Here is a 21,948-nt window from a genome sequence, read left to right as displayed (position 1 = left end):
TTTAAGGTGGTGACACAGATTGGCGCAGTACCAAAGAAACTTTTATTCCAGTTCATTATATGGACGACTAAAAGCATTTTATGGAGATTATCTAACAGAAGAATTTGATGCTCAAGAACCTTTTAGCTATCATATTGATGCGAAAATCCAAGCACAATTACCTTCTACTTTTTATGCAGCAACAAGCAGAGAATTTACAAGAACCGATGCAACCAAATGGACAGTATCGGGTACTGATATTAAAACAAGAACTGCTAATACACCAGTGGAATTCTTAGCTACAGGTGACAATTTGGAAGTTCATGTACGACTTCAAAACGTGGGTACTCAGAACATCGAAGCGAAGTTATTTAAAGAGGAATTAGTATCAGAAACCTACCAATGGGTAGAGAAACAAACAAAGTCAATCAATACATTATCCCTAACAAATCCAAATAAAGTAGATAAAATCGCTTTTGATTCTTACGGTTTTGGTGATTATAAGGTAGTTATCCAAGCAATTGATACGACAGCAGATGCAATCATTGTTGGAGGTAAATTAAGAACAAGTGATTTCAATATTGAAATTCGTACCTCTGCTAATAAAACTACATGGTCGAAATGGGAGCCAATTACTTTAAACAAAAAACTTATTCAAGGGCAGAATTATTTATCTACAGGACAGAGCGTAACGCTTTACAAAAACGTTCGTTACGTTCAAGGAAAAATAATTTTATTATCTTCAGATAATGCAACTTCCCCTATTATTGATAGGGTTGAGTTACGTTCGGAAGATAGTGGATTATATGACCAAAATGGTGATTACACCGTTAAAATTGATATGACACAGGTGGCAACAAGTGTTGGAAAGTCATTCAAGCATGTAGATAAGATACGTTTTATTCAGAAGCAACCAGCTGGTACTGAAATGAATATTCGTTCTTCTTCTAGTCGAGACAACATATTCTGGGGGCCAATAACAGCACCTTATCGTCAAAACACAAAGCGTCTTCGGTTAAAACGTGAGGCCACAAACCATAGTGTAACGTTAGGCCCAATTAATGAAGGAAGTAAGTTCGATTTTAGTAAGACAACTGCGCTATTAAGTTGGGATACACAAGCATTCTCCCCGAAGGATGCAAGTAATACCAAGATAACTTATATTTTCTCTAAAACAAGAACAAATCAGAAGGATCCTCGAAACCTTCTTCAAGTAATTGATAATCCAATGAATGTAAAAGATCGAGCGATTAAGTTCTCCCCTCAACCATATTTCTTAACTGTAGAAATGACACGTTCTTCAGCAAGGGGAACACCTGTAGTTGATCTTATAGATGTTTACCAAAATATTTTATACAAAGAGGTAGTCAATATAATTAATAAAGATGTATCTGCTGTAGATGGTTTAAGTACAGGTAGAAAATCACTTCAGAAAATTAGTGACTATCCATTCAAATATCCTAGTATCTCAAATCAAATTCCATTTAATCAGCAACAAATTACTGCTGCTCAGCAAAAATATGAGCTTACAGACCAAACAAGAAGACCTTCGGATGTTATGCTGTACCTTAAATCAGAGGAGAATAAAGGGTCTAGAACTGGTAAATCTACATCTGCATCTGATGAAGTAATCGCAAAAGCTATACAAAGGAAATTGGAATTTGGAGATAAAACAGGAGTCCTTATGCATTATCAATATGGTGCAGGGAAGGTTCAATATCTAAGACCTTACGAAAGAGAGTTAGATTCTACATTTACACCATTTTTATTGCCGAATCTTAAGTACCGTTATTACATTAAAAATGGATGGCCAAACGAAGTACACAAAGTCATTAATGGACAAACATTAAATGATGTAGCTGAAATGTATAACACGACGGTAAATGCAATTAAAGGAAGCAATAAGGACATTCTGCTGAATGAAGATACAACATTGGTAAAGGATCAGCTTATCACAATTCCGAACACATCCAAGAACGACGATGTTTCTCTATTATTTAAGAACGGTACAGTTTATACACAGAAATCTAGTCATAACTCAGTTTATGATAAAAATCATGGCTTAAACGTTACAGACTTTTCAAGTGAACCAATAAGTATCAAGGTTCCGAACACTCCTCCAAGAGGGTATGTAGATTGGGCATCAGAAGAAAAGATTTATACAGGTATAATTAATGCCAATGATATCCGCGGGGAGTTTGTTCGTACACAATTTCATCTTTCAACTCTTTCGGATTTTGATCGTGAATATGTAGTAGCAAATGGTGACACATGGGAAAGTATTGCTTCTAAATATGATATATACGTACAGGATTTGAGGGCAGCTAATAATTCAATTGAGGAATTAAAAGTAGGTAATACAATTATTATACCTCCAAATATTATTCTGCCAGCATTAGCTCCTGAAGCAGAATTTGAAGATGCGATGCCTTATAAGATTTCTATTATTGAAGATTCTGTTCATAAGAAGGATGGAGTTAGAATTGATGAATCCTTTGTTCCTATCGATTGGAATGGAAAACATCTTCCTCTTGAAGTTACATACAGAACATCTGAACTTCTTACAGCTGAAATGGTAAGAGGTTCAGATGCTAATGGAATGGATCCACTGCCTTTAAGTGAGGTTATCGAGATTGTCTCTTGTAAGAAAAAAAACGGAAGTGTAACATATCACATTTGGAACGACACTTTAAAAACTGGTGACTTCAAATTAAAGAGTAATTATATTGATTGGTCTCCATCTCAGGCAGGAGTATTAGAGCCTGCACCAGGGGAAGAGTACGTTGTTGTTTATAAACGTCGTGAAGTAGATAGTGTGAAAGTTCATCTAGATACAACTTATTTTGAAAAGGTGGGGACAGACATTGTATGGCGTTCACCTGAAGTGAAAGTATTTGATGGGGTCTGTATACCAACGGAAGACTTTAAGCTAGAGCTTCCTACACCTCAAACTTTTGAAGGATATGATGGAATTTATAAGAATATTAGTTACATTATAGAGGATAATGACTTGTGGGTAGAAACAAGTGTCCAAGATATTGACGGTAAGAAGTTCTTGGTAGGTACCTTGAATGGAAAAGATCCAAGCAAGAATTGGCATCCTGAAATTCAGAAAGGTTACTACTATCTAAAAGAACAAGAGCATTATCTATATTCTGAGCCATTAAAAACAGTATTAGCTGAAAAAGAATTGCCGACAGCTGATGGTATCGAGTATGTTAAGGGGCCAACTGGAATGGGGGCAATGTTATTACCTGCTAGTAGCAACATAGTTAGAGATTCTGTATTTGTGAACGATGATTGGCAAAGGTCTAAAGTCTTTAATGCCACATCATTCTAAATGAGTTAGGGAGAGGAGAGATTCCTCTCCTTTTCTTATGGACATTAATAAGAAGTAAAGGTTAGATTGTCAAAAGAAATCAATAAAAAGGTGGTGCAGAAATGTTCACTAATCCGGGAACAATTATTAAACACGCTACAATTCCAAACGCGATTACGTTCCAAAGTGCAGGGTATGTTTCTATTTCAAATGAACTCTATGAAGATAGTAAAGTAATATTCTCGTTTTCCAAGCCGACGGAAAAGGTAGCATTAATCCCTAAATATTTAAGTGATGGAAACTATTTATTTACTTCTTTAGATAAAGAAAACAAGTTACATATAGGTGGAATTGTAAAAGATTCTGAGAAGATTTATGGAGTCGTAGATGTAAAGGATAATATTTTGAATTCTAACATTTTAACAATCTCTTCTAATGGATCTCATTTTACAGTTGACCTAAACAATAAAACGGTATTTAAATTTGAATCTGCTTTATTTGTAAATGGCCAAGTTCGTGTATGTGGTGAAGTAGGAGAAATTTTTTATTCTTGTGAAATACAAGAACCCCAATCTACTGCATGGAAAAGTAATGCAGAAAGTGGGGGAGTAGAGGTTAAGACGATTAAAATAGGAGATCACGAGTACATAAAGCTCTTAGGCTCTACTACTAAGAAAGCAACGTTCTCTCAATCTATTTCTTTACTTGCAAAAGACCATACACTTTCATTCAATGCTCAAGGAAATGGTGAGTGCTTAATTAAATCCGGGGAGACAATTTTAAAACAGATTGACATCTCACAAGGAGATTTGTCTTATATCTCGCAATCTTTTAATTTATTAACCCCGCAAACAATTACCTTAGTATTCCAAACAGACGAAATTCTTATTGTAGGAAAACATCAATTAGAAGACCGAGTTGATTCTACACCGTATATACCGAATTCTAGTATTACTGATTCAGTAGTTCGTAAGGGGTCATCATTAAAGTTCCCAGTAAAGAGCTTGTTTGATAAAAAAGCAGGGAGTATCTATTTAAAATTAACTACAAAAAACCGTATCGATAGAGACCAAACTCTTTTCCGCTCAGATACAAATGAACTATCTCTTGCAGTGCGTGGAACTAATTTATCCTATACTGTTGGTGCAAGTTCAATTACTATCCCTAAAACACTCGAAAGAAGTACGTCATATGAATTCCTTTGTAGTTGGAATGATGAAGGTATTGAGTTAACTATTAATGGTGAAAATGCGAAAGCTTTAAATACAGGGCTTTTACTTACAACTCCTCAAGAATTGATTTTTGCAAATGAAGAAACACCTATTCAGGAAGAAGTTATCTTAGAAGAGTGGGCACTGTTCAATAACAAATTACCAGATGCTTCTAATATTAAAACGCAGCTACCTTTTGCAGTTATGCAATCTTTATTTGATGGAGGAATTAGTGGCCAGAATGTTACTTGGTCTGAAATCCCTGTAGCGCCAATTGATCATTCACCGATCCTGGTTCAAAAAGAAAATGGAGACACGTTGCAAAAAGTTTCATTCTTTAATCATGAAACAGGAGCATATCAAACGTGGAATCAAGAACCATTCAAGTATGACGGCAAAAGTGATTACGTTGAGGTTGCTTACAATAACCTTGATGAGAAATTTAGAGATATTGCTATCCATACAGAGGATGGAGAAAAAATAGGTGAGCCTTACAGAATAGATGGTAAGAGGTTTTATTTCTCTTTCCACACAAATAGAAAGGCAGTATTAAAAAACAAAACCCTCTATGCAACGTATCAAGTAAACGATACCTACACAGTTGATTACAATATCAAAGCTGTTGATGGTTATCGAATTGATTTCGCTAAACACGATGGTGGGAAAAGAATTGTGTATCAAGAAGGAAACCGTTATGGTGAACCGAGGAAACTAGCAACAATGATTGATATGAATCCAATTCAAAATCAAAATCATGAAGGGTTCTTATATATTACGAACACAATAAATAAGACAGATAGCTTTAGAATCACAGCTACACCAGATCGATTACATGCAGATGGAGCAAGTTTCTCAACACTTATTATTGAACCGCTTGATTATGAAGGAAACTTTTTATCTCACTCTAATTTAGAAATTATTGCTTCTAAAGGATTTATTTCTAGACATATCTCAAGGGATGCAGTTGAGGCACAAAAACGTTCGGGACAGTATCTATATCAATACCATGCTCCATATATCCAAGCGAAGCGTACAGGTGAGATTATAGAGGATTATATTTGGATTATAGACAAAGATAACAATATCGGTGTTTGCTACAAGATGCTGTTGAGTCCTGTTTCAAAGCCAGATAAAGTTCAATTAACTCAAGATGAAAAGAACTTATTAACTACAAAAACAAAAATCATTAACTACCTCCTTATGTATGAGGGAGTAGAGAAATATGAAGATGAGGAGCTTTTCGCTATTTTAGATTTTAACCAAGACGGTCGCGTTACAATGGACGAGATTTTAGTCCTAGAAACGAATCAGAAAGATAATGAATTGATTGTTATCTTAAACAAGTTAAAAGAATGGGAGGATACAAACCATGCAGATGCAACCTCATAAAGATCTCGTTCGCAGTGGTCAAAGAAACCGAGGGTACGCTATTCGTATTGGTAATAAGGTTCCTAAGAATAGTGCAAACCTTGCATATGTACAATCAAAATCTGTATCACCCGAGGAGAACATCTTATTAGAGGATGTTTCTTCTCAAATTCAAGAAAACGGATTATCTAATTTCATAGAAAGAGATTACATGGTTTATCCAAATCACAATTTCTTATTAGAAACTGAATCCGGGCAAGCTATTTTTCCTACTGATGCAGTCTATGTAACGGATGAATTTACTATTCGTAAAAATCGTCAAGATACTCCAAAACCGGTATTCTATCAAATGGAGTTGAAAGGACGTTTCGATGCAAGAACTGCTCAAGTTATTCCTTATCTAGGCGGCTTCTCTTCTGAGACCGAACAAGAGGCTATCCCCTTAGAAGAAGTTGTGATAGACAAAAGAAATGACTTAATTTATATAGGTAATAGTATACGCATAGAAGCAAACAGTGGACCTTTACAGGACGGTGATGTGTTTAAGGTTCAATTAATTCGTGAAGACAACTTTGTATACCGTATTGTTGTATTTACAAATTTCCGTAACAACAAAGATGTTACATACAAAGTAGTCTATCCTAATTACAAAAATGACAGTAAAGAGAGCGAATTAAAGGAGGAAGTCCTAAACGCATATCCATTCTTCGAACAAGTAACAATGGACAAATTTAAAGATACTGTTTCTGAAATAGAATCAAATCCGGATAAATACAAACATTTGAAAGTCTATGCAATTGAGGAGAAGGGGAATGATTTTTCTTTCTATGCAACATCTGATGTTATGATTGCAAACTATCAAACTCGAACACCTCAACTATTTAAACATCGCGTCGAAGCAAAATTGAAAACCAAATTAAGTGAAACAAACCCAGGTAAGATGAACATTGGATTTAGTTTTGTTCAATCGGTAGTTAATGTTGAAAATTTATCTTCTATTGGTAAAACAATCAATGAGCACCTGTCGCTTCCAAAATATATAGAATTACAAAATCCGCATCCAACAGAAGTAGATCTTTTGAAAAAAGATGTTCGATATTGGGCAGTTAACCTTGATATGCCAGATCACCATTATGAGGATTATGATTTACTCGTTATAACTGGTTACGGTAAAGCCGACTTATCTATGTTTAAAGACAAGTTTGAGCATTACTTAAAAAATGGAGGTACGATTTGGATAGATAATGCTGGTAGTGGAATTAATATTCTTGATTTCAAAACGAGCAAAGGGAATACATTTATTTCTGATATCGGGTTTTCGTCAAGTAGTAATGAATTTGGAGTTAAGGAAATTAAAAAAGACTCTCCATACATTAGTCGCTTGCTACCAATTCAAAACGTTGGAGATTTAGGCTATGCGGACATTTCTCCGGCTATCCTATTTGGACAAGATGAGGAAAGTAACCAGTGGGATACAATTGTAAAACACTTAAATGGTGGCCCTTCAATTATTAAGAAAACACTGTTTGATAAAGGTACTGTTCTTGTTTCTAACTGTGGAATATTCAGAGCATTTTACCACAACCAAAAAGAAAGTGTAAACCTTGTTTTAAACTCGATCCTTTATCATTCAGAAGAACAATGGGTGTTTACTCCTTGGAGAAATGACTTCGTATATCACCGAGATAATTTATTTGCTCAGGAATACAAAGTGAACAATACGGATGTTTATATTAATGACAGAAGTGATTACAATGCAAATCAAATTGTCGCAAAAAAAATTCTTTATAAGAACTGTAAAGAATACGTGAAAATCTACTGCAAACCTTGGTTCTATAATGCTACAGGAGTGTATGAACATGCTGTAGATGGTGATAAATCAATTCCAATTAACAACAGTGGATTTGAAAGTGGTCAAGTAGATTCAGGTGGACAGCCTATTACTTCTTGGACAAATGATACAGTAAATGCAATCCCTTCATGGAATACAAAGAAGTTAGCTGGTCAAACAGTTACATTCACACATGATTCCACAAAAAGCTTATTCGGTGTTCGTCAGGTATCCTTAGACTCATCAAACGGAACAACAGGAGCTCATGCTTTTTGGGAAAGTGAAGATATCTATTTATCTATTGATGATTACAAGGTGACAGCATGGGCAAAAATTGATCAAGTACGAGGGATTACAACAGATGGTGTGAAAATCGGTATTTATAACTTACAGGGTGAAAAAGTTTCTTCTTCTATTTCTATTACAGGGAAAAAAGATTGGGTTAAGTTAGAAACGAATTTCCACATTGATAAACCCCAAAAAATTAAGATTCGTTTAGGCTTTGTAGATGGAAATGGTTTTGGTAAAGCAAGCTTTGATGATGTTACATTAGATACAATCGGAGCAGTTAGAGGTGTTGCACAGAATGAAGGAGAGAAAACTCTCTATGCATTCAGTATTAAACCGAATGCTACAACGATTGATATTGAAGCAGAAGGCTTTGAAAATGCAGACATCACTAGAGCTACACCGGAAATTCCATTCACATATACGATTATGCCATTTATTCATCAGTGGATTTCCTTCGGAGTAGACCCAGGAACAGGACTAGAGTTTGGTCGTTATGAGCGAATGTATGGACCACCAGTTGCTTATTCTAAATCAATTCGTAAAACAGAAGGATTAAAGAATCTAGGCTACTTACATACGCTGCTTCCTCCAGTGCCAAGTGGAAAAGAGTGGTATGACAAGAACAAAATTTTCTACAAGATTTCACTTGGTTCAGAAAACTTAGAGGAAAACAATTTAGTTAACCTAAAACTGTTTGACCGTAAAACAGGCATGGAATGGTTCTACAGTGGAGATCTTGTTATTGGCCATAAAGATATTTTTTGGGCAACAGACAAACCAAGTTTTGTTCTTCATGCTGAAACTGGATTTGAAACAATAAGAGCTTCTAAGCGAAACTTTGGATTGAAGTTAATTGATGACCGTCGTATCTATAGTGAACTTCCTCAAACAAAGGATGCTAAAGAGAACTGGTATTTAAGAATTCATAACGGACAATTCATTAAGGATGACCTTGGATATAAAGAGTGGTCAGAGATGCATGCTAGTAATAATCTTGCTGTAATGAATCAATACAAAGAACGAGTTATGAAAAAAGAGAAGTATCAAGTCAACGAATACGCTTCTCAAATTTTTAATCCTTCTATCGGAATTATGACAGTAGAGAACGAGATGGAGTACATTACTCCTTCTACAGTAAAAGTACCTCACAATAATCTGTATGTAAGCCAAGGCTCTGTAGAAAAAGAACAGCTTTTAGTTGAGGGCTTAGCGAATTCTGCAGGAACATTGTTCCGAGCTAAACAAAAAAACTGGATTCGTAACGATAAGGTTCACATCTTTATAGATGCTGCAAACAATGGAAACATCGTGGAGATTTTCGAAGAGTATCCATTGGAGATTAATCATGACGAGGGTACTGTTTTCTTCCCAGGTAGAAATATAACTGGTAAAGTGTACGCTACTTATGAACATCGTAACTTCCGCCTTTATAAGCGAATCTACAAAAATACAAAAATGTCTAACGACTTATTGGAAGATAAACGTATCGATCCGGTTACGAAAGAAGTAATCATGTATGGTTCAAAAGAAAATTGGTTAATCCAACCAGTGCCAGTTCTAAAAACTACTAAAGGCAAGGCAACATCAGCTAATACAATTCCTGCTACAAATTATCGAATCGATTATGAAAAAGGGAAAGTGGTCTTTAAATTTGAACCAGTTGGGCCAGTTTATGCAGACTATGGTTATTTCGAAAACAAAGAGCTAGCAGCAAATGATTATGATATCCAAAACGGAATCTTCTTCTTAAGAGAAAACATTTCATTTAAAGATGATTTATTTGCTAAGTATTCTTATTTTGATAACTTCTACGAATACAAGGGCTTCTATAGTGAAACACTTCGAACATTCCTTCATTTAGACCTCAATCCATCAGTAGGACATTACTCAACTCTTCCGATGACAACTTATGTGAATGGTGTTCAAAAGGTAGAGTACAAGAAAGTTCCATCTTCAAAGCTTCTCAATAAGCTTATCCATATTTACATTGTTCCTGATTCTGAAAACGGAAACTCAATCCGTCACTGTTTCAGTAGGGAAGAGTGGAGAAGCATTCAGCAGTCAAACCCTATGTATCTTCTTCTTGCTAAAGTCCAAGTAAGAGAGCATACGAGTGTTAAAGATGTAGTTGTTATGGATGCACGTACTCGTGGTGGTGGCATTTCTGAATCGCTACCAACTAAGATAATTGATGAGAGAGTGCAAGGAAGACAGCGTTATTGGGACATTGGTAATTGGGATGGAAAAGCATTCTACCGAAATGGCGTCCTAATTGTCACCCTTCCTAAATCCATATTAACCGAATACGGTGGTAACTTATCAGAAGAATATGCAAAAGAAGTTATTGATAAGTATGTTGCTTTTGGAACGCACTGCATTATTGAATGGGAGTGATTGGTTTGAATTATCCATTAGGAGTATTCCAGTATTACGACAAGGATACTAATACAACCCACGTACAGTGGAGTTATGTTGATGATCCAAATCTTACCCATTTCGAAGTTGAAATCTATGATCAAAACTTACGCAAATGGGTGAAGTGTGATGGGCGAAATGGAATTATAGAAAAGCAACCGAAAATAGGAAGTAATTATTAATTAATGGGGCGGATAATTCCGTCCCGTTTTTATGGCAAAAGTAATTTGTAATGGTTATAAAAGAAACATACTAAAGACAAAGTAGGTGAATGTATGAAAAAGGAATTAATTTTCCCTGTGCCTTATTCTGAGTTTGTCCGTAAGAAGGATGCACAGTATGACGGGGATCCCAATGGAGATTACGTCATGTCTGAAGATGTTAATGAACTTCAGGAATCTATTGAACGAATAGAACGTGTCATTAACTTTAAGGAACTAGGAAGCACAGTTTCAAATGAGCTTAATAAAAAAGTAGATAAGGCAACCATATCTGATTTTGGTAGCCCGTTATTCGTTGGTTATAGAGGTGCATCTATTAACACGTATGATTCTATCGAAAAACGAATCAATGCCTTTAGTTACATTCCCCATGTCATGATTAATAAAGAAGAATCTACTAACTTTAATTTCTTTGTAGATGAAATTAAGAAGAGTGGAACGATGCTATATGGTATTATCAACTCTCCTAATGTTGTTTTAAATAACATTGAGGCTGATATAACATGGTTCGAATCTAAAGGTTTTCATGGAGTGTTACTATCTAGTTTTGGATTTGAAAGCGGATGGAACAGATCGCAACAAAACCAAATTCTTCAATATATTCATGAAAGAGGAATGGCAGCAGTTATCACTGGTGAAATAGAAACCACATTATTTAATAAGCCTCATAAAAACAATCCTCAACAAGTAGACCTTAAAACATTAAAAGACGACATCTATCTGGCGCAGGATGTTTTTGTTTTAAATGGTGCTAAAAATAATTCCACGGTAATTCCTTCCGTTGTTTTCAATTTAAACAAAGCTCAAAAAGAAAGAGGAATTCAGATTTTCGTTGAAGATACAGCAGATGCAAGTAATGATAACAACAAGCTTTATCTATACGGGAAAATGTTATCTACACTGTACAACTTAGATGGATACAGTCTCGTTCCTCAGAGTCGATATGCTTTAAATGAAAAGGTAGAAAGATATCTTCATGGATTTGAGTTAGGGAAATGGAAAGCGCAGAATCCAGTCTACGTAGAAGAAGCAACTGCTACATCACGTTCTTTCTCTAAAGGAAGTCTTGTATTCGATAAAGTAAAAAACGAATGCTACATAAAAGGGGTAGGGTTAAATCCTTCAATCTACACATGGCAAGATAAACAAATCCCTGGTAGTGCAATTGATTTCGCGAGTGCCATTTATGGTTCTGAAGGTATTGAAACTCTTGTTGATGCAATTAATGACAATAATCATCTAATTCACTATTCGAAAATTGCTGGATTAACTGGAAGCGGTGCAACTCCGGATTCAATCAAGGATACTGTTATTAGGGCAATCAACAACTCACCTGCTGCTGTATCTAAGAATGGTCCTGGTGGTTATGATGCAATAGCAGGAAACAACTTTTTACATGGTGGCGTTATTGACTACATTGACGCAGGATCTATTAAATCAGGGGTACTGAACATTGAAGCAATCAAGACCAATATCATTGAAGCAATTAATGCTTATATTGGTACAGCTAAAATCAATACAGCTGTTATTGGTGAGTTATCTGCAGAGCACATTGCAGCAAATGTTATCGATGCAATCAATATTTATGCTTCAAACATTTCTGCTGGACAAGCAAAAATTAATAATGCAGTTATTGGTGAACTATCAGCAGATAAAATCAAGGGGGCAGTTATTGAAGCTGTTAACTTGTATGCAGGGGAAGCTGTAATTGATTCAGCAAAGATCGGACAACTTGATGCAGACCATATTAAGGCAGCTGTAATTGAAGCAATTAACGCGTCCATTGAAACTGCTGTAATTGACTCTGCAAAGATTGGTACGTTAACTGCAAGTCATATTAAAGGTATGGTTGTTGAAGCTATTAACCTTTATGCAGGACAAGCTAAAATCGATGCTGCACAAATTGGTGCTTTAAAAGCTGAAAACATTTCAGCCGGATTAATTGAAGCTTTAGAAATCTCAGCAGGTAGTGCGGACTTCGATAGATTACAAGCTTCTGTAATTGAAGCAATTAACGCAAGTATCAAACATGCTTTTATTGATGGAGCGATTATTGGTGAAGGTACAGTTGACTCTGCTCAAATTGCTGACGGTAGTATCACAGATGCAAAGATTGTTAGCTTAGTAGCTAATAAGATTGTTGCAGGTACTATTGATACTGGGCAAGTTACCCTACAAGGAACAAATGGTCATTTAAGAATTACAGGTAATAGATTACAAGTTTTTGATAATCAAGAAACACCTGTTGAGCGTGTATCTATTGGTGATGTTAATGCTGATGGATCCCTTTATGGGTTACGTGTTCGTGGTGCTGATGGAGTAACTGTTCTGTACGATGAAAAGGGTGTTTACTCAGAAGGTATTACAGACGGGGCCATTACGAATCCGAAAATCCAAGAAGGAGCAGTTGATGGTAAAAAGCATATTGCAGCCAATACAGTAACCGCTGATAAGTTGGTAGCGGAATCTATTACTGCAAGAGAGTTAGCAGCGAAATCTGTTAATGCTAATCATTTACAAGCAAACTCTATTGTTGCAGGTAGTGGAGTTATTGAGAAAGGTGCTATTGGTGAAGCTGAAATCGCACAAGCTAGTATCACAGATGCTCACATCAAAACGTTAAGTGCCAACAAAGTAACTGCTGGTTCTATTCAGATGACGAGTAGAAACTTAGTATCCAATGCAACATTTAGAAGAGGGACAATAGATTGGATTCTTGATTCAAACTTTAGCACTTATGAAGTAAATGAAATTGTTCGTTTAAATACTACAAATAGTCTTCACTTATTTACCACTGGAAAACCTCTGCAAAATTCAAGTGCATATTCTAAGTTTATTCCCGCAAGTGTAGGAGAAAACTACTCTGCTTCTGTATATGTCCTCACAAAAAATCTCTCCGCTTATGATGGTGGACATCCTAGAGTGGAAGTCGAATACCACAACGACTCAGCTCGTATCACATCAAAAATCACCACATCTATATTAACAGGAAATGATATATGGCAACGTATTAGTGTTACAGAAACTGCTCCTGCAGGAACGACAAGAGTTCGTTTACGAATCTATCATCCTAAAAACGGAGATTCTTATTTCTGTAGACCAATGCTCCAAAAAGGAAACATCGTAACTGAGTGGACTGGTGACGGTTCATTTATGACTGAAGATGGTTTCTATACAGGAGAATTACATGCGGAACAGATAACTACTGGAAGGATCAAAGCTGGTATGGTTCAGATTGGACCAGGTACACAGTTTGAACCAGGTTATAGCCCCGGTGAGCTTCTTCAAGAAATAGAAAAACGAACTCCTTATCGTGTAGAAATAATAAGTACAAATGGAATGTTCTTTAAACAAGGTGTTGTTTCAACGACATTAAAGGCTCAGGTGTACAAAGGTTCTACTGACGTAACAAGCCAATTACAAAACAATCAGTTTCTATGGAGAAGAGTAGATAAAGATGGTAATGAGGATATTCCTTGGAATCAAGCACATGCAGGATTAAAAGAAGTGCCTATTACCAGACAGGATTTAAAACAAAGAGCAACATTTCTATGTGAGATTATTAATAATTAGGTGTTGCGATTCCATAATGTAATAGATTACTTTGATTGGGTAAAACAAAGTAGTCTATTACTTTTTTTAATAAAACATAAAACAGAAAGAAGGGAAGAATATGGAAGTATTAGCAACTGGGCACATATCACTTGTTGATATTAACGATGCGATTGTATCAGATGTACCGCCCGCTGACCCTTCATTAGGAGCACTTTGGATTGACACAACTAAAGATCCTAATACATTAAGTAGTTGGGACGGGACTAATTGGGTTGAACAATCATTATCTATTTCCTCATTAGATCCATCATTTTATCGAGACGTAGAAAAACTAAAAGATTTTGCTGATAAAGCAGGAAGTGACGGTATCATTTCTTCAGGCGAAAAAGCAAATATTAAATTAATTCTAATGGAAATCACAGGTGATGTTCTTTCTGGACAAACTCTTCCTACTCTTGAAACGATTGATAAGGCAAAGGGCGGACAAGTTTATTTAGCAAGAGCAGAAGCTAGAGCTTCAGGTATTCCAATAACTCATGCGGATTATACAGCTTTTGAAACAGCCTACATTGATTTAAAAACATATTTAGAGTCATTAACTCCGAGACCTTGGTTAACAGGGGATACAACAATTGATCCTGTTACATGGACAGCTAAATGGGATGCTTATTATGAAAAGCTTTCAAGATTAGCAGTTGCAACATCTACATATCTAGCAAATAGTATTAGACCAGGAGAAGACTACAACGGTGTTACTATCAATACTGATAAAGGTATTGTCGTTTTAAGAGGTGATGGTCTTTTTAGAACAATCCTGAATGCAACTGAAGGTATTTCTATTGAGAAGAACAATGCAGGTACATGGAACAAGATGTTCTATACAAACCTAGACGGTAAAATCTATGCAAACGGATTAGTTATTAGTTCTGATTCTAAAATAGCCGGAACAGATGCAAGCACAATCAAAGATAATGCTGCAGCTGGTAAAGCAGGTATTGATGATCTAACAAATGACTTAAAGGTTACTCCGTCAGAGAAAACAACACTAAGTCGAGAATGGGAAGCCATTAAAGCAGAATACGCACAAGTTTTAGCACAAGCAACTGCTCTTGGTGTTACAACTTCTACTTATACGACATCTTATACAAACCTAGATGGCGTTACTCCGAAAATAGCAGCTGAAGTATTAGCTACTATGACAACCACTTATACATTCGCTTCCGCATCTGCGAGAGATGCATTTAGAACAAAGATAAGCTCTTATTTTGCCGAGTCTGAAAAGATTAAGAAAGCAATTAACGACGCAATCAATAAATCAGCAAGCGATGCAAATAGCAAGATTACTAATCTTCAAATTGGTGGTCGAAATTTAATTATCGAAAATAGTGATATAAGAACGTTGCCTCCAAGAAATAATGGAGATGCAGCCGACAACTACAACTACGAAAGAATTTATGTTGATATGGAATTAAATAAAGAGTACACAGTATCAGCTAAAGTTGAATTTACTACTCAAGCACCGGATACTGATACTCATATTTCCATATACCCTTATCCTGAAGGTAGCGACACGTTCGTTCCAATTATTGATGGTAAAGTTGTCTTTACATTTACTAAGAAATCTGCAAATACAAATAGTGTGTTAATGTATGCAGGTAAGGCAGGGAGTACAAGAAGTAAGGGAGTTATCTTTAGGGAGATCCAAATCGAGCAGGGAAATAAAGCTACGGCTTATCGATTGGCTCCAGAAGCTGTAGACAAAATGATTAACAGTATTTCATTCGGCGTCAGAAATCTAATAGATAACAGTCAGCTTTTTGGCATGCAATCAAACCATGCTACGAATTACCCAATAGATGTGACAGAGACATTAGAAGGAAATACTAAGTTTTTAAGAGTAAAAAATTCTAAAAAAGGAACAGATACTGTCACGTTTAGTGTATACAATTCAATTCGATTCACAGATATTCCAGAAAATCTTGCAGGTAAAGAGATTACGGTATCTCATAAAGTAAGGGCATCTAAGAATGTCGATATGACTTTGATGGCACTAGTCTTTAAAACTACTGGAACGCCTGACTTCAAATTCCTAGACTATGGGAAAATATATAATATCACAACTGAATGGCAAACGGTTTACTCAACTGTAACTCTACCAAGTGATTTATCTCAGTATGGTGGAATTAGATATATTATTTCCAGTCCAACAACACCACAACCTGATTTATATGTTGATTATAGAGAGTGGAAATTGGAATATGGAAATAGAGCTACCGACTGGACTCCAAGTACAGGAGATATTGATAAGTTAATTACTGACGTTGACAAGAAAGCCGAAGCGAGTAAGAGTGCTATTGCTGATATGACAAGTGATATGAAGATCACTCCTCTAGAAAAAAGTCAATTAAGTCGTGATTGGGAAGCTATCAAGGCAGAATACCCTCAAGTTTTAGCCTTAGCTCAATCCGCTGGTGTTTCTACATCTGCATATACAACCGCTTATACAAATTTAGATGGGACATCTCCAAAAATTGCTTCAGAAATTTTAGCAAAAATGAGCACAACATATTCATTTGCTTCAGCTGCTGCTAGGGATTTATTCAAAACACAGATGAACGTTTACTTTAGTGAATCTGAAAAAATCAAGAAAGCGATTAGTGATGTAATTAATAACTCAGCAAATACAGCTAATGATAAAATCGACAATTTAAAAGTCGGTGGACAAAACATCGTTAGAAAAAAACAAATAGTTCCTATTAATGCAGCATCTTCATCATTTGATGATTCTACAAATACATGGACTCTTACAATTAATGATGGTGCTGGTGGAACATGGGGAGCAGGCGTGCGAATCACTGAAAAATTTTCTGTTATCCCTATTGGGAGTTGGTACACAGTTAGCTTCGACGTGTATTCACCTGTTGATATCACATGGAATAATGACACTAACAACTTCCCTGTTGGTACAACATCTGGAACGAATGACAACGATGAAGTTGCATTAAGAAAGAATTCAGGTAGAAACATAAAAGCAAATACATGGACAAAATGTTGGTTCTCTTATAAAAACAAAGATAGTTCAACTACAGAGTTATATGACCAATCTAATATTGGGATAGTTAATAACACTGGTGCTCCCCTTACATTTAAAATCAGAAATGTAAAAGGGGAGTTGGGTAGTGTCGCTACCGATTTCTCTTTATCTCAAGCTGACATTGATGATTCAATTGCTAAGGTACAGGATAATCTTGATAAGCTTTCTGTAGGTGGTAAAAACCTGTTATTAGAATCTAATACAGATTACTCAACAACAGATTATCTTATTAAGATGTATAACTTATCAGAGGATTGGATTGTGGGACAAGAGTACACATTTGTTATTAAAGGTACTGTTCCGGCTGGTCAAAAGTTCGGTATTTGGATGAATGGTGGTTCCGATATCATTGGACATATCACAACAACATATGTAAGTGGCGTAACTTATCTAACATTTAAAGCAATAGCCCCCAAAACCGGACACGTAAGAACATTGAGTTTATATAATTATCCTCAAAACACAACACTATCTACTGTAGATTGGGTTGCTCTATACAAAGGGAATAAACCAATGGACTGGTCTCCTGCTCCGGAAGATATTGAAAATACAATTCTCGGACAACTTAACAGTGGTAATAATTTACTTAGAAACTCTGGAGACTTTAGAAATCTAAATGGTTGGGTATTAAATGGTGGTACATCCCTAAACATTGTCCAAAAGGATGGTTTCTCTGTATTAGAAGCAGTCGGTTCTATTGCTTCTACTAATACAGTTAATGTCCCTGTAATTAAAGCAGGAACAGAGTATGTATACACTACAGAAATTATGTTTAGTGAAGATACAACAATAGCTAGTACAACTCCAATGCACTTTTGGTTCTTTGACACAGGCGGAAATAACAATGCAATAGAAAGAAATGCATTGATTTCTAGTGAGACTGTTGCTAAGGCAAACACTTGGACACGAATCTCGATACTCTTCAAGACGAAACCTACTATCAGTTCAGCAGCTTATTTCAAAGTCTTTATCTATGGTGCTCAATTAACAGCTACTAACAAGTACTGGGTTAAAAATGTTATGTTTTCTGAGGCTAACCGAATTGTTAACTGGTCTCCATCGACTCTTGATGTTTCAGATATGATCACAGACATACAAGTTGGTGGAAACAATATAATTCCAAACTCTTTATTCAAAACAATGGGTAAATGGAGAGGCTTTGGTACTGCTGGTGGAACAAAAACGGCAGGTGTAGATGTTGACCTAGCAGGATTCGGAACTGGTTTTCAATTTGAATCAGTCGTAAATGGTGAATATGGTCTTGCATTAGACAGTGTTAAAGTAACTATAGGAGAAACCTACACACTTTCAGCTTGGTTTAAATTAACTAAAACTGGTGTCATTAAGATGCAAGAAGGTAACTCGAATGTAAAATGGACATATACAAAATCCCAACCGGAAGTAGGTAAGTGGGTTCGTGTAGTTCATACATTCGTTGCAAAAGACAGTACATTAAGTGTCTATGCTGGGGCAGATTCATCATCAGTAGCAACTGCAGGATTCGTTACTGGATTCCAATTAGAAAGAGGGAATAAGGTAACAGACTGGAGCTTAGCTACTCAAGACATTAATGATTTAATCGATGCAGCAAATAAAAGATACGATGATATGAAGATCGGCGGCACTCAAATGCTGACTGGAACAGACTTTAAAGATGCTTCTGGTTGGAGCCGTTGGGGAAACATTGGATCTGTTGGTCATTATGTGCAAACGCAATTGCCGACAGGAAAAGCATTATTTATGGAAACGAGAAACGGAACTACTCAGTTACCTGTTCCTTTAGATACTAAAATCGGGATGGCAAGTGATGGAAGAAAGTTTGCAGTTAAAAGCGGACGAGAGTATACACTTTCTATGAACGTTGCAACAAGCGAATTGGGTGACTTACTAGATTACATGTATTTAATGTATACGGTAGAAGGAGGTAACCGTCGTTTAGGTGATATCAAAACAACAGATTTCCCTAAGTTTGCTCCAATCGCAACAGGAAGTGCCACAAATTATTATAGTGTTAAGCTAACATTTAAAGCCGATCGTGACGACGACAATGCGTATATCTTAATTGGTGGTAGTACAAAACGAGAAATGACAGGTTCTAATGGTTATGCATGGATTCGTGTTAACTCATTAAAAATCGAAGAGGGGAACGTTGCTACATCTTGGGAGTTAGCTCCAGCAGATATCGATAAAGCTATTTCTGATACGGATAAAAAAGCTCAAGACGCAGCAAATAATGCAAACAATGCATTGAAACAGGGACAAGTAGTTGTAAACTCAACATTCTCCAACTGGACTCAGGCCTTCCCTGCTGGACTTGGTTCATGGACTAGTTCAAGCGTTTCAAAGGAGACAACTCTAACAAGAACTGGAAGCGCAATGAGATTTGATGTTCCAACAGATACTGCACAAATAGGAGCACAAATTACAACAGGATACTTTATCCCAAACCTTCCAAATAACAAGTACTATGTAGTTGAGTTAGACTTTATGTTAGTTAGTGGTTCAATAACAGGAGCGTGTGTCTTATTAGATTGGAATGGAATGAGTCCTTCTAGGGCATCAATTCATCTTTCAGATGTAGTATCTGCTCCAACATTAGGTAAGTGGTATACGGTTCGAGCAGTTATGAAAAGACCAACAGACAATCTATCTGGCTATTCAGCTATGGCTGGTTATTTACTTGCTAACTACTCTGGTTCTACAACAAACAAAGTTAAGAACATTGTCTTTGACAGACTTGTGTTTAGAGAACCTACACAACAAGAAATAGATGCTTATGAAATCACTACTATTGAAAACGGAGTAACTGTTATTGATGGTGGCAAACTTAAAACTAACTCTGTAAAAGCGGAATCAGTCGATGCAAGACGTTTAAGAGTAACAAACAATAGTGGTACTGTTACTTTAGAAATTACCAACACAGGGGAAGTAACTGTTAATGGTACAGTTTATATTAATAGTAGCTCAATGTTTGCCGATGGTTATGACCCATCAAAAACAGATGGTGGACGTAATATTGTTTTAAACTCTCGCTTCTCTACTGCAGATGCAACAAGTTGGACAACCTGGGGATCTCCTTCTGTAAAACAGGTAGAAGATATTACAGACTTGCCTGGTTTTGATAAAGCAGTTAAATTTACAACAACAGGAGCAAACCAAGGATTATACCAAACGCTTTCTGTTGAAAGTGGTAAAAAATATACTGCTTCTTGCTATGTGAAATCTTCATCTGGGCAAGGAATTATCCAAGTGAATGATGGTGCATCAGGTTATCCAGGCGCAACTATGGATCCAGGTGATGCGGGTAAAAATAAATGGGTCAAGTTGTACTTTACCTTTACCGCAAAAGGAAACACCGCACAGGTATACATCGGTAGAAGTGGTGGAGGTACAAATGGAACCTATTGGTTTACTGGTGTTAAGTTAGAAGAAGGATCAAAGTTGACAGCTTGGAATCCTGCTAATGAAGATATTGATGGATTAATCGGAAAAGTAGTAACTCCAAATGGAGACATTAAAGCACTTGATATTGCTTCTTCTATGTCTGTCACACCAGGAGCTATTGATGTAGTAAGTAAAAATATCAACTTAAAAGGTAAAGTAACCTTCTCTGATTTTGCTTCTGGATGGGCACTTGATTCAAAAGGAAACAAGATTAGTAACTCTGACCAACCGGGTTATGACCCTGCAAAGCCGCTTTATCTAGATATGGATGGGAACTACAGACCTTTATCAGATGAAAAGAATTTCATGTCGAACCTATTTACTAAAGACGACACAAATGGAGTTACGGTTATTGACGGTAACTACATTAAAACAGGAACAATTCAAGCAAAATACGCCAACTTTAGGGATGTCCAAGTATACAATGATTCAGGTCAACAGACCTTCCATATTGATACAAATGGTAACCTATCTACATCTGGTACCTCTCAATCTATTGGATATGAAAGACAGAAAAAAGGTTGGAAGATTGATGCCGATGGTTCTGCTGAATTCAATGCTGCTACTTTCCGTGGAGATATTGAATTAGGGTACTACAATGCACCAACAGATTCTTTTATTGTTACTGGTGGATTATTAAGTAGTATTGGCGGAACTGGTAAAGATTTAAGGTTCTGGGCAGGCCCCAATAAATCTACTGCTCCATTCAAAGTATTCTCAGATGGTACTTTAGAAGCGACTAAAGGATACTTCACAGGAACATTCTCTGGTGAAGTAGTGGTAGGAAATATCTCAATTCAAGATAGTAATTTAATAAAAGGTGATGCAAAAATCATCCTTACTGATGATTCAAAGATTCAGAAAGTTGTTCTTGGAGAATCAGCAGTAGAATTAAATACAAAAACGACTTTCGGTAACTTCTTAACGATAGATATCACTAATCAAAAACTCGATTTCGGAGCGAACGATTTCGGAATTGATTACAAAAACAATACAATCAGAATGAAAAGCTTCTCATTAAAGGGAACGACAGCTTTAGAATTTGTATCAGATGGTTCATCTGGTGATGATTTCATATTTAAAAACGTAACTGGTGATACATCGGTTAGAGTAGATGGTAGTTTTATTGCTAGGGACGATATTGAGATTACGAACGTCTTACGTATGAAAAAGTCTACAGATTCCGGCAATAAGGGTATAGACTATGTATTCATTTAGTA

At 36.2% G+C, this 21,948-nt stretch carries 6 protein-coding genes; all 6 read left to right on the top strand.

Translation table 11 applies throughout. The annotated features are described in order from the left end of the window. The first annotated feature begins 19 nt into the window (after window positions 1-19). Window positions 20-3,319, top strand: a complete 3,300-nt coding sequence (locus ACTL4X_RS17600; RefSeq protein WP_000090032.1) for a LysM peptidoglycan-binding domain-containing protein — start codon at window positions 20-22, stop codon at window positions 3,317-3,319. 101 nt (window positions 3,320-3,420) lie between these two features. Then, on the top strand, window positions 3,421-5,898 hold the full coding sequence (locus tag ACTL4X_RS17595) for a hypothetical protein (protein ID WP_086401379.1): 2,478 nt from the start codon (window positions 3,421-3,423) through the stop codon (window positions 5,896-5,898). Continuing rightward, window positions 5,879-10,393: a hypothetical protein gene (locus tag ACTL4X_RS17590; protein WP_086401378.1), complete on the top strand. Its 4,515-nt coding sequence runs from the start codon at window positions 5,879-5,881 to the stop codon at window positions 10,391-10,393. Before ACTL4X_RS17595 ends, ACTL4X_RS17590 begins: the two co-directional genes overlap by 20 nt. Before the next feature lie 5 nt (window positions 10,394-10,398). Continuing rightward, a complete protein-coding gene (locus tag ACTL4X_RS17585; protein ID WP_001108868.1) occupies window positions 10,399-10,596 on the top strand; it encodes a hypothetical protein in 198 nt (65 codons plus the stop codon). A gap of 93 nt (window positions 10,597-10,689) precedes the next feature. After that, window positions 10,690-14,208 (top strand): hypothetical protein, encoded by a 3,519-nt coding sequence (locus ACTL4X_RS17580; protein WP_000711888.1) that lies wholly within the window; start codon window positions 10,690-10,692, stop codon window positions 14,206-14,208. 100 nt (window positions 14,209-14,308) lie between these two features. Further along, entirely contained in the window at window positions 14,309-21,946 is a 7,638-nt protein-coding gene (locus ACTL4X_RS17575; RefSeq protein ID WP_086401377.1) for a phage head spike fiber domain-containing protein, read from the top strand. The last annotated feature ends 2 nt before the right edge of the window (window positions 21,947-21,948 follow it).

The organism is Bacillus sp. RE35 (assembly GCF_052146655.1).
GTDB classification, from domain to species: Bacteria; Bacillota; Bacilli; order Bacillales; family Bacillaceae_G; genus Bacillus_A; species Bacillus_A cereus.
This window is presented reverse-complemented; position numbering and strand designations above follow the sequence as displayed.

Excerpts from the sequence above, each read along its gene's own strand:
- ACTL4X_RS17595 (WP_086401379.1), top strand. The coding sequence starts at position 3,421 with ATGTTCACTAATCCGGGAACAATTATTAAACACGCTACAATTCCAAAC.
- ACTL4X_RS17590 (WP_086401378.1), top strand. The coding sequence starts at position 5,879 with ATGCAGATGCAACCTCATAAAGATCTCGTTCGCAGTGGTCAAAGAAAC.
- ACTL4X_RS17580 (WP_000711888.1), top strand. The coding sequence starts at position 10,690 with ATGAAAAAGGAATTAATTTTCCCTGTGCCTTATTCTGAGTTTGTCCGT.
- ACTL4X_RS17575 (WP_086401377.1), top strand. The coding sequence starts at position 14,309 with ATGGAAGTATTAGCAACTGGGCACATATCACTTGTTGATATTAACGAT.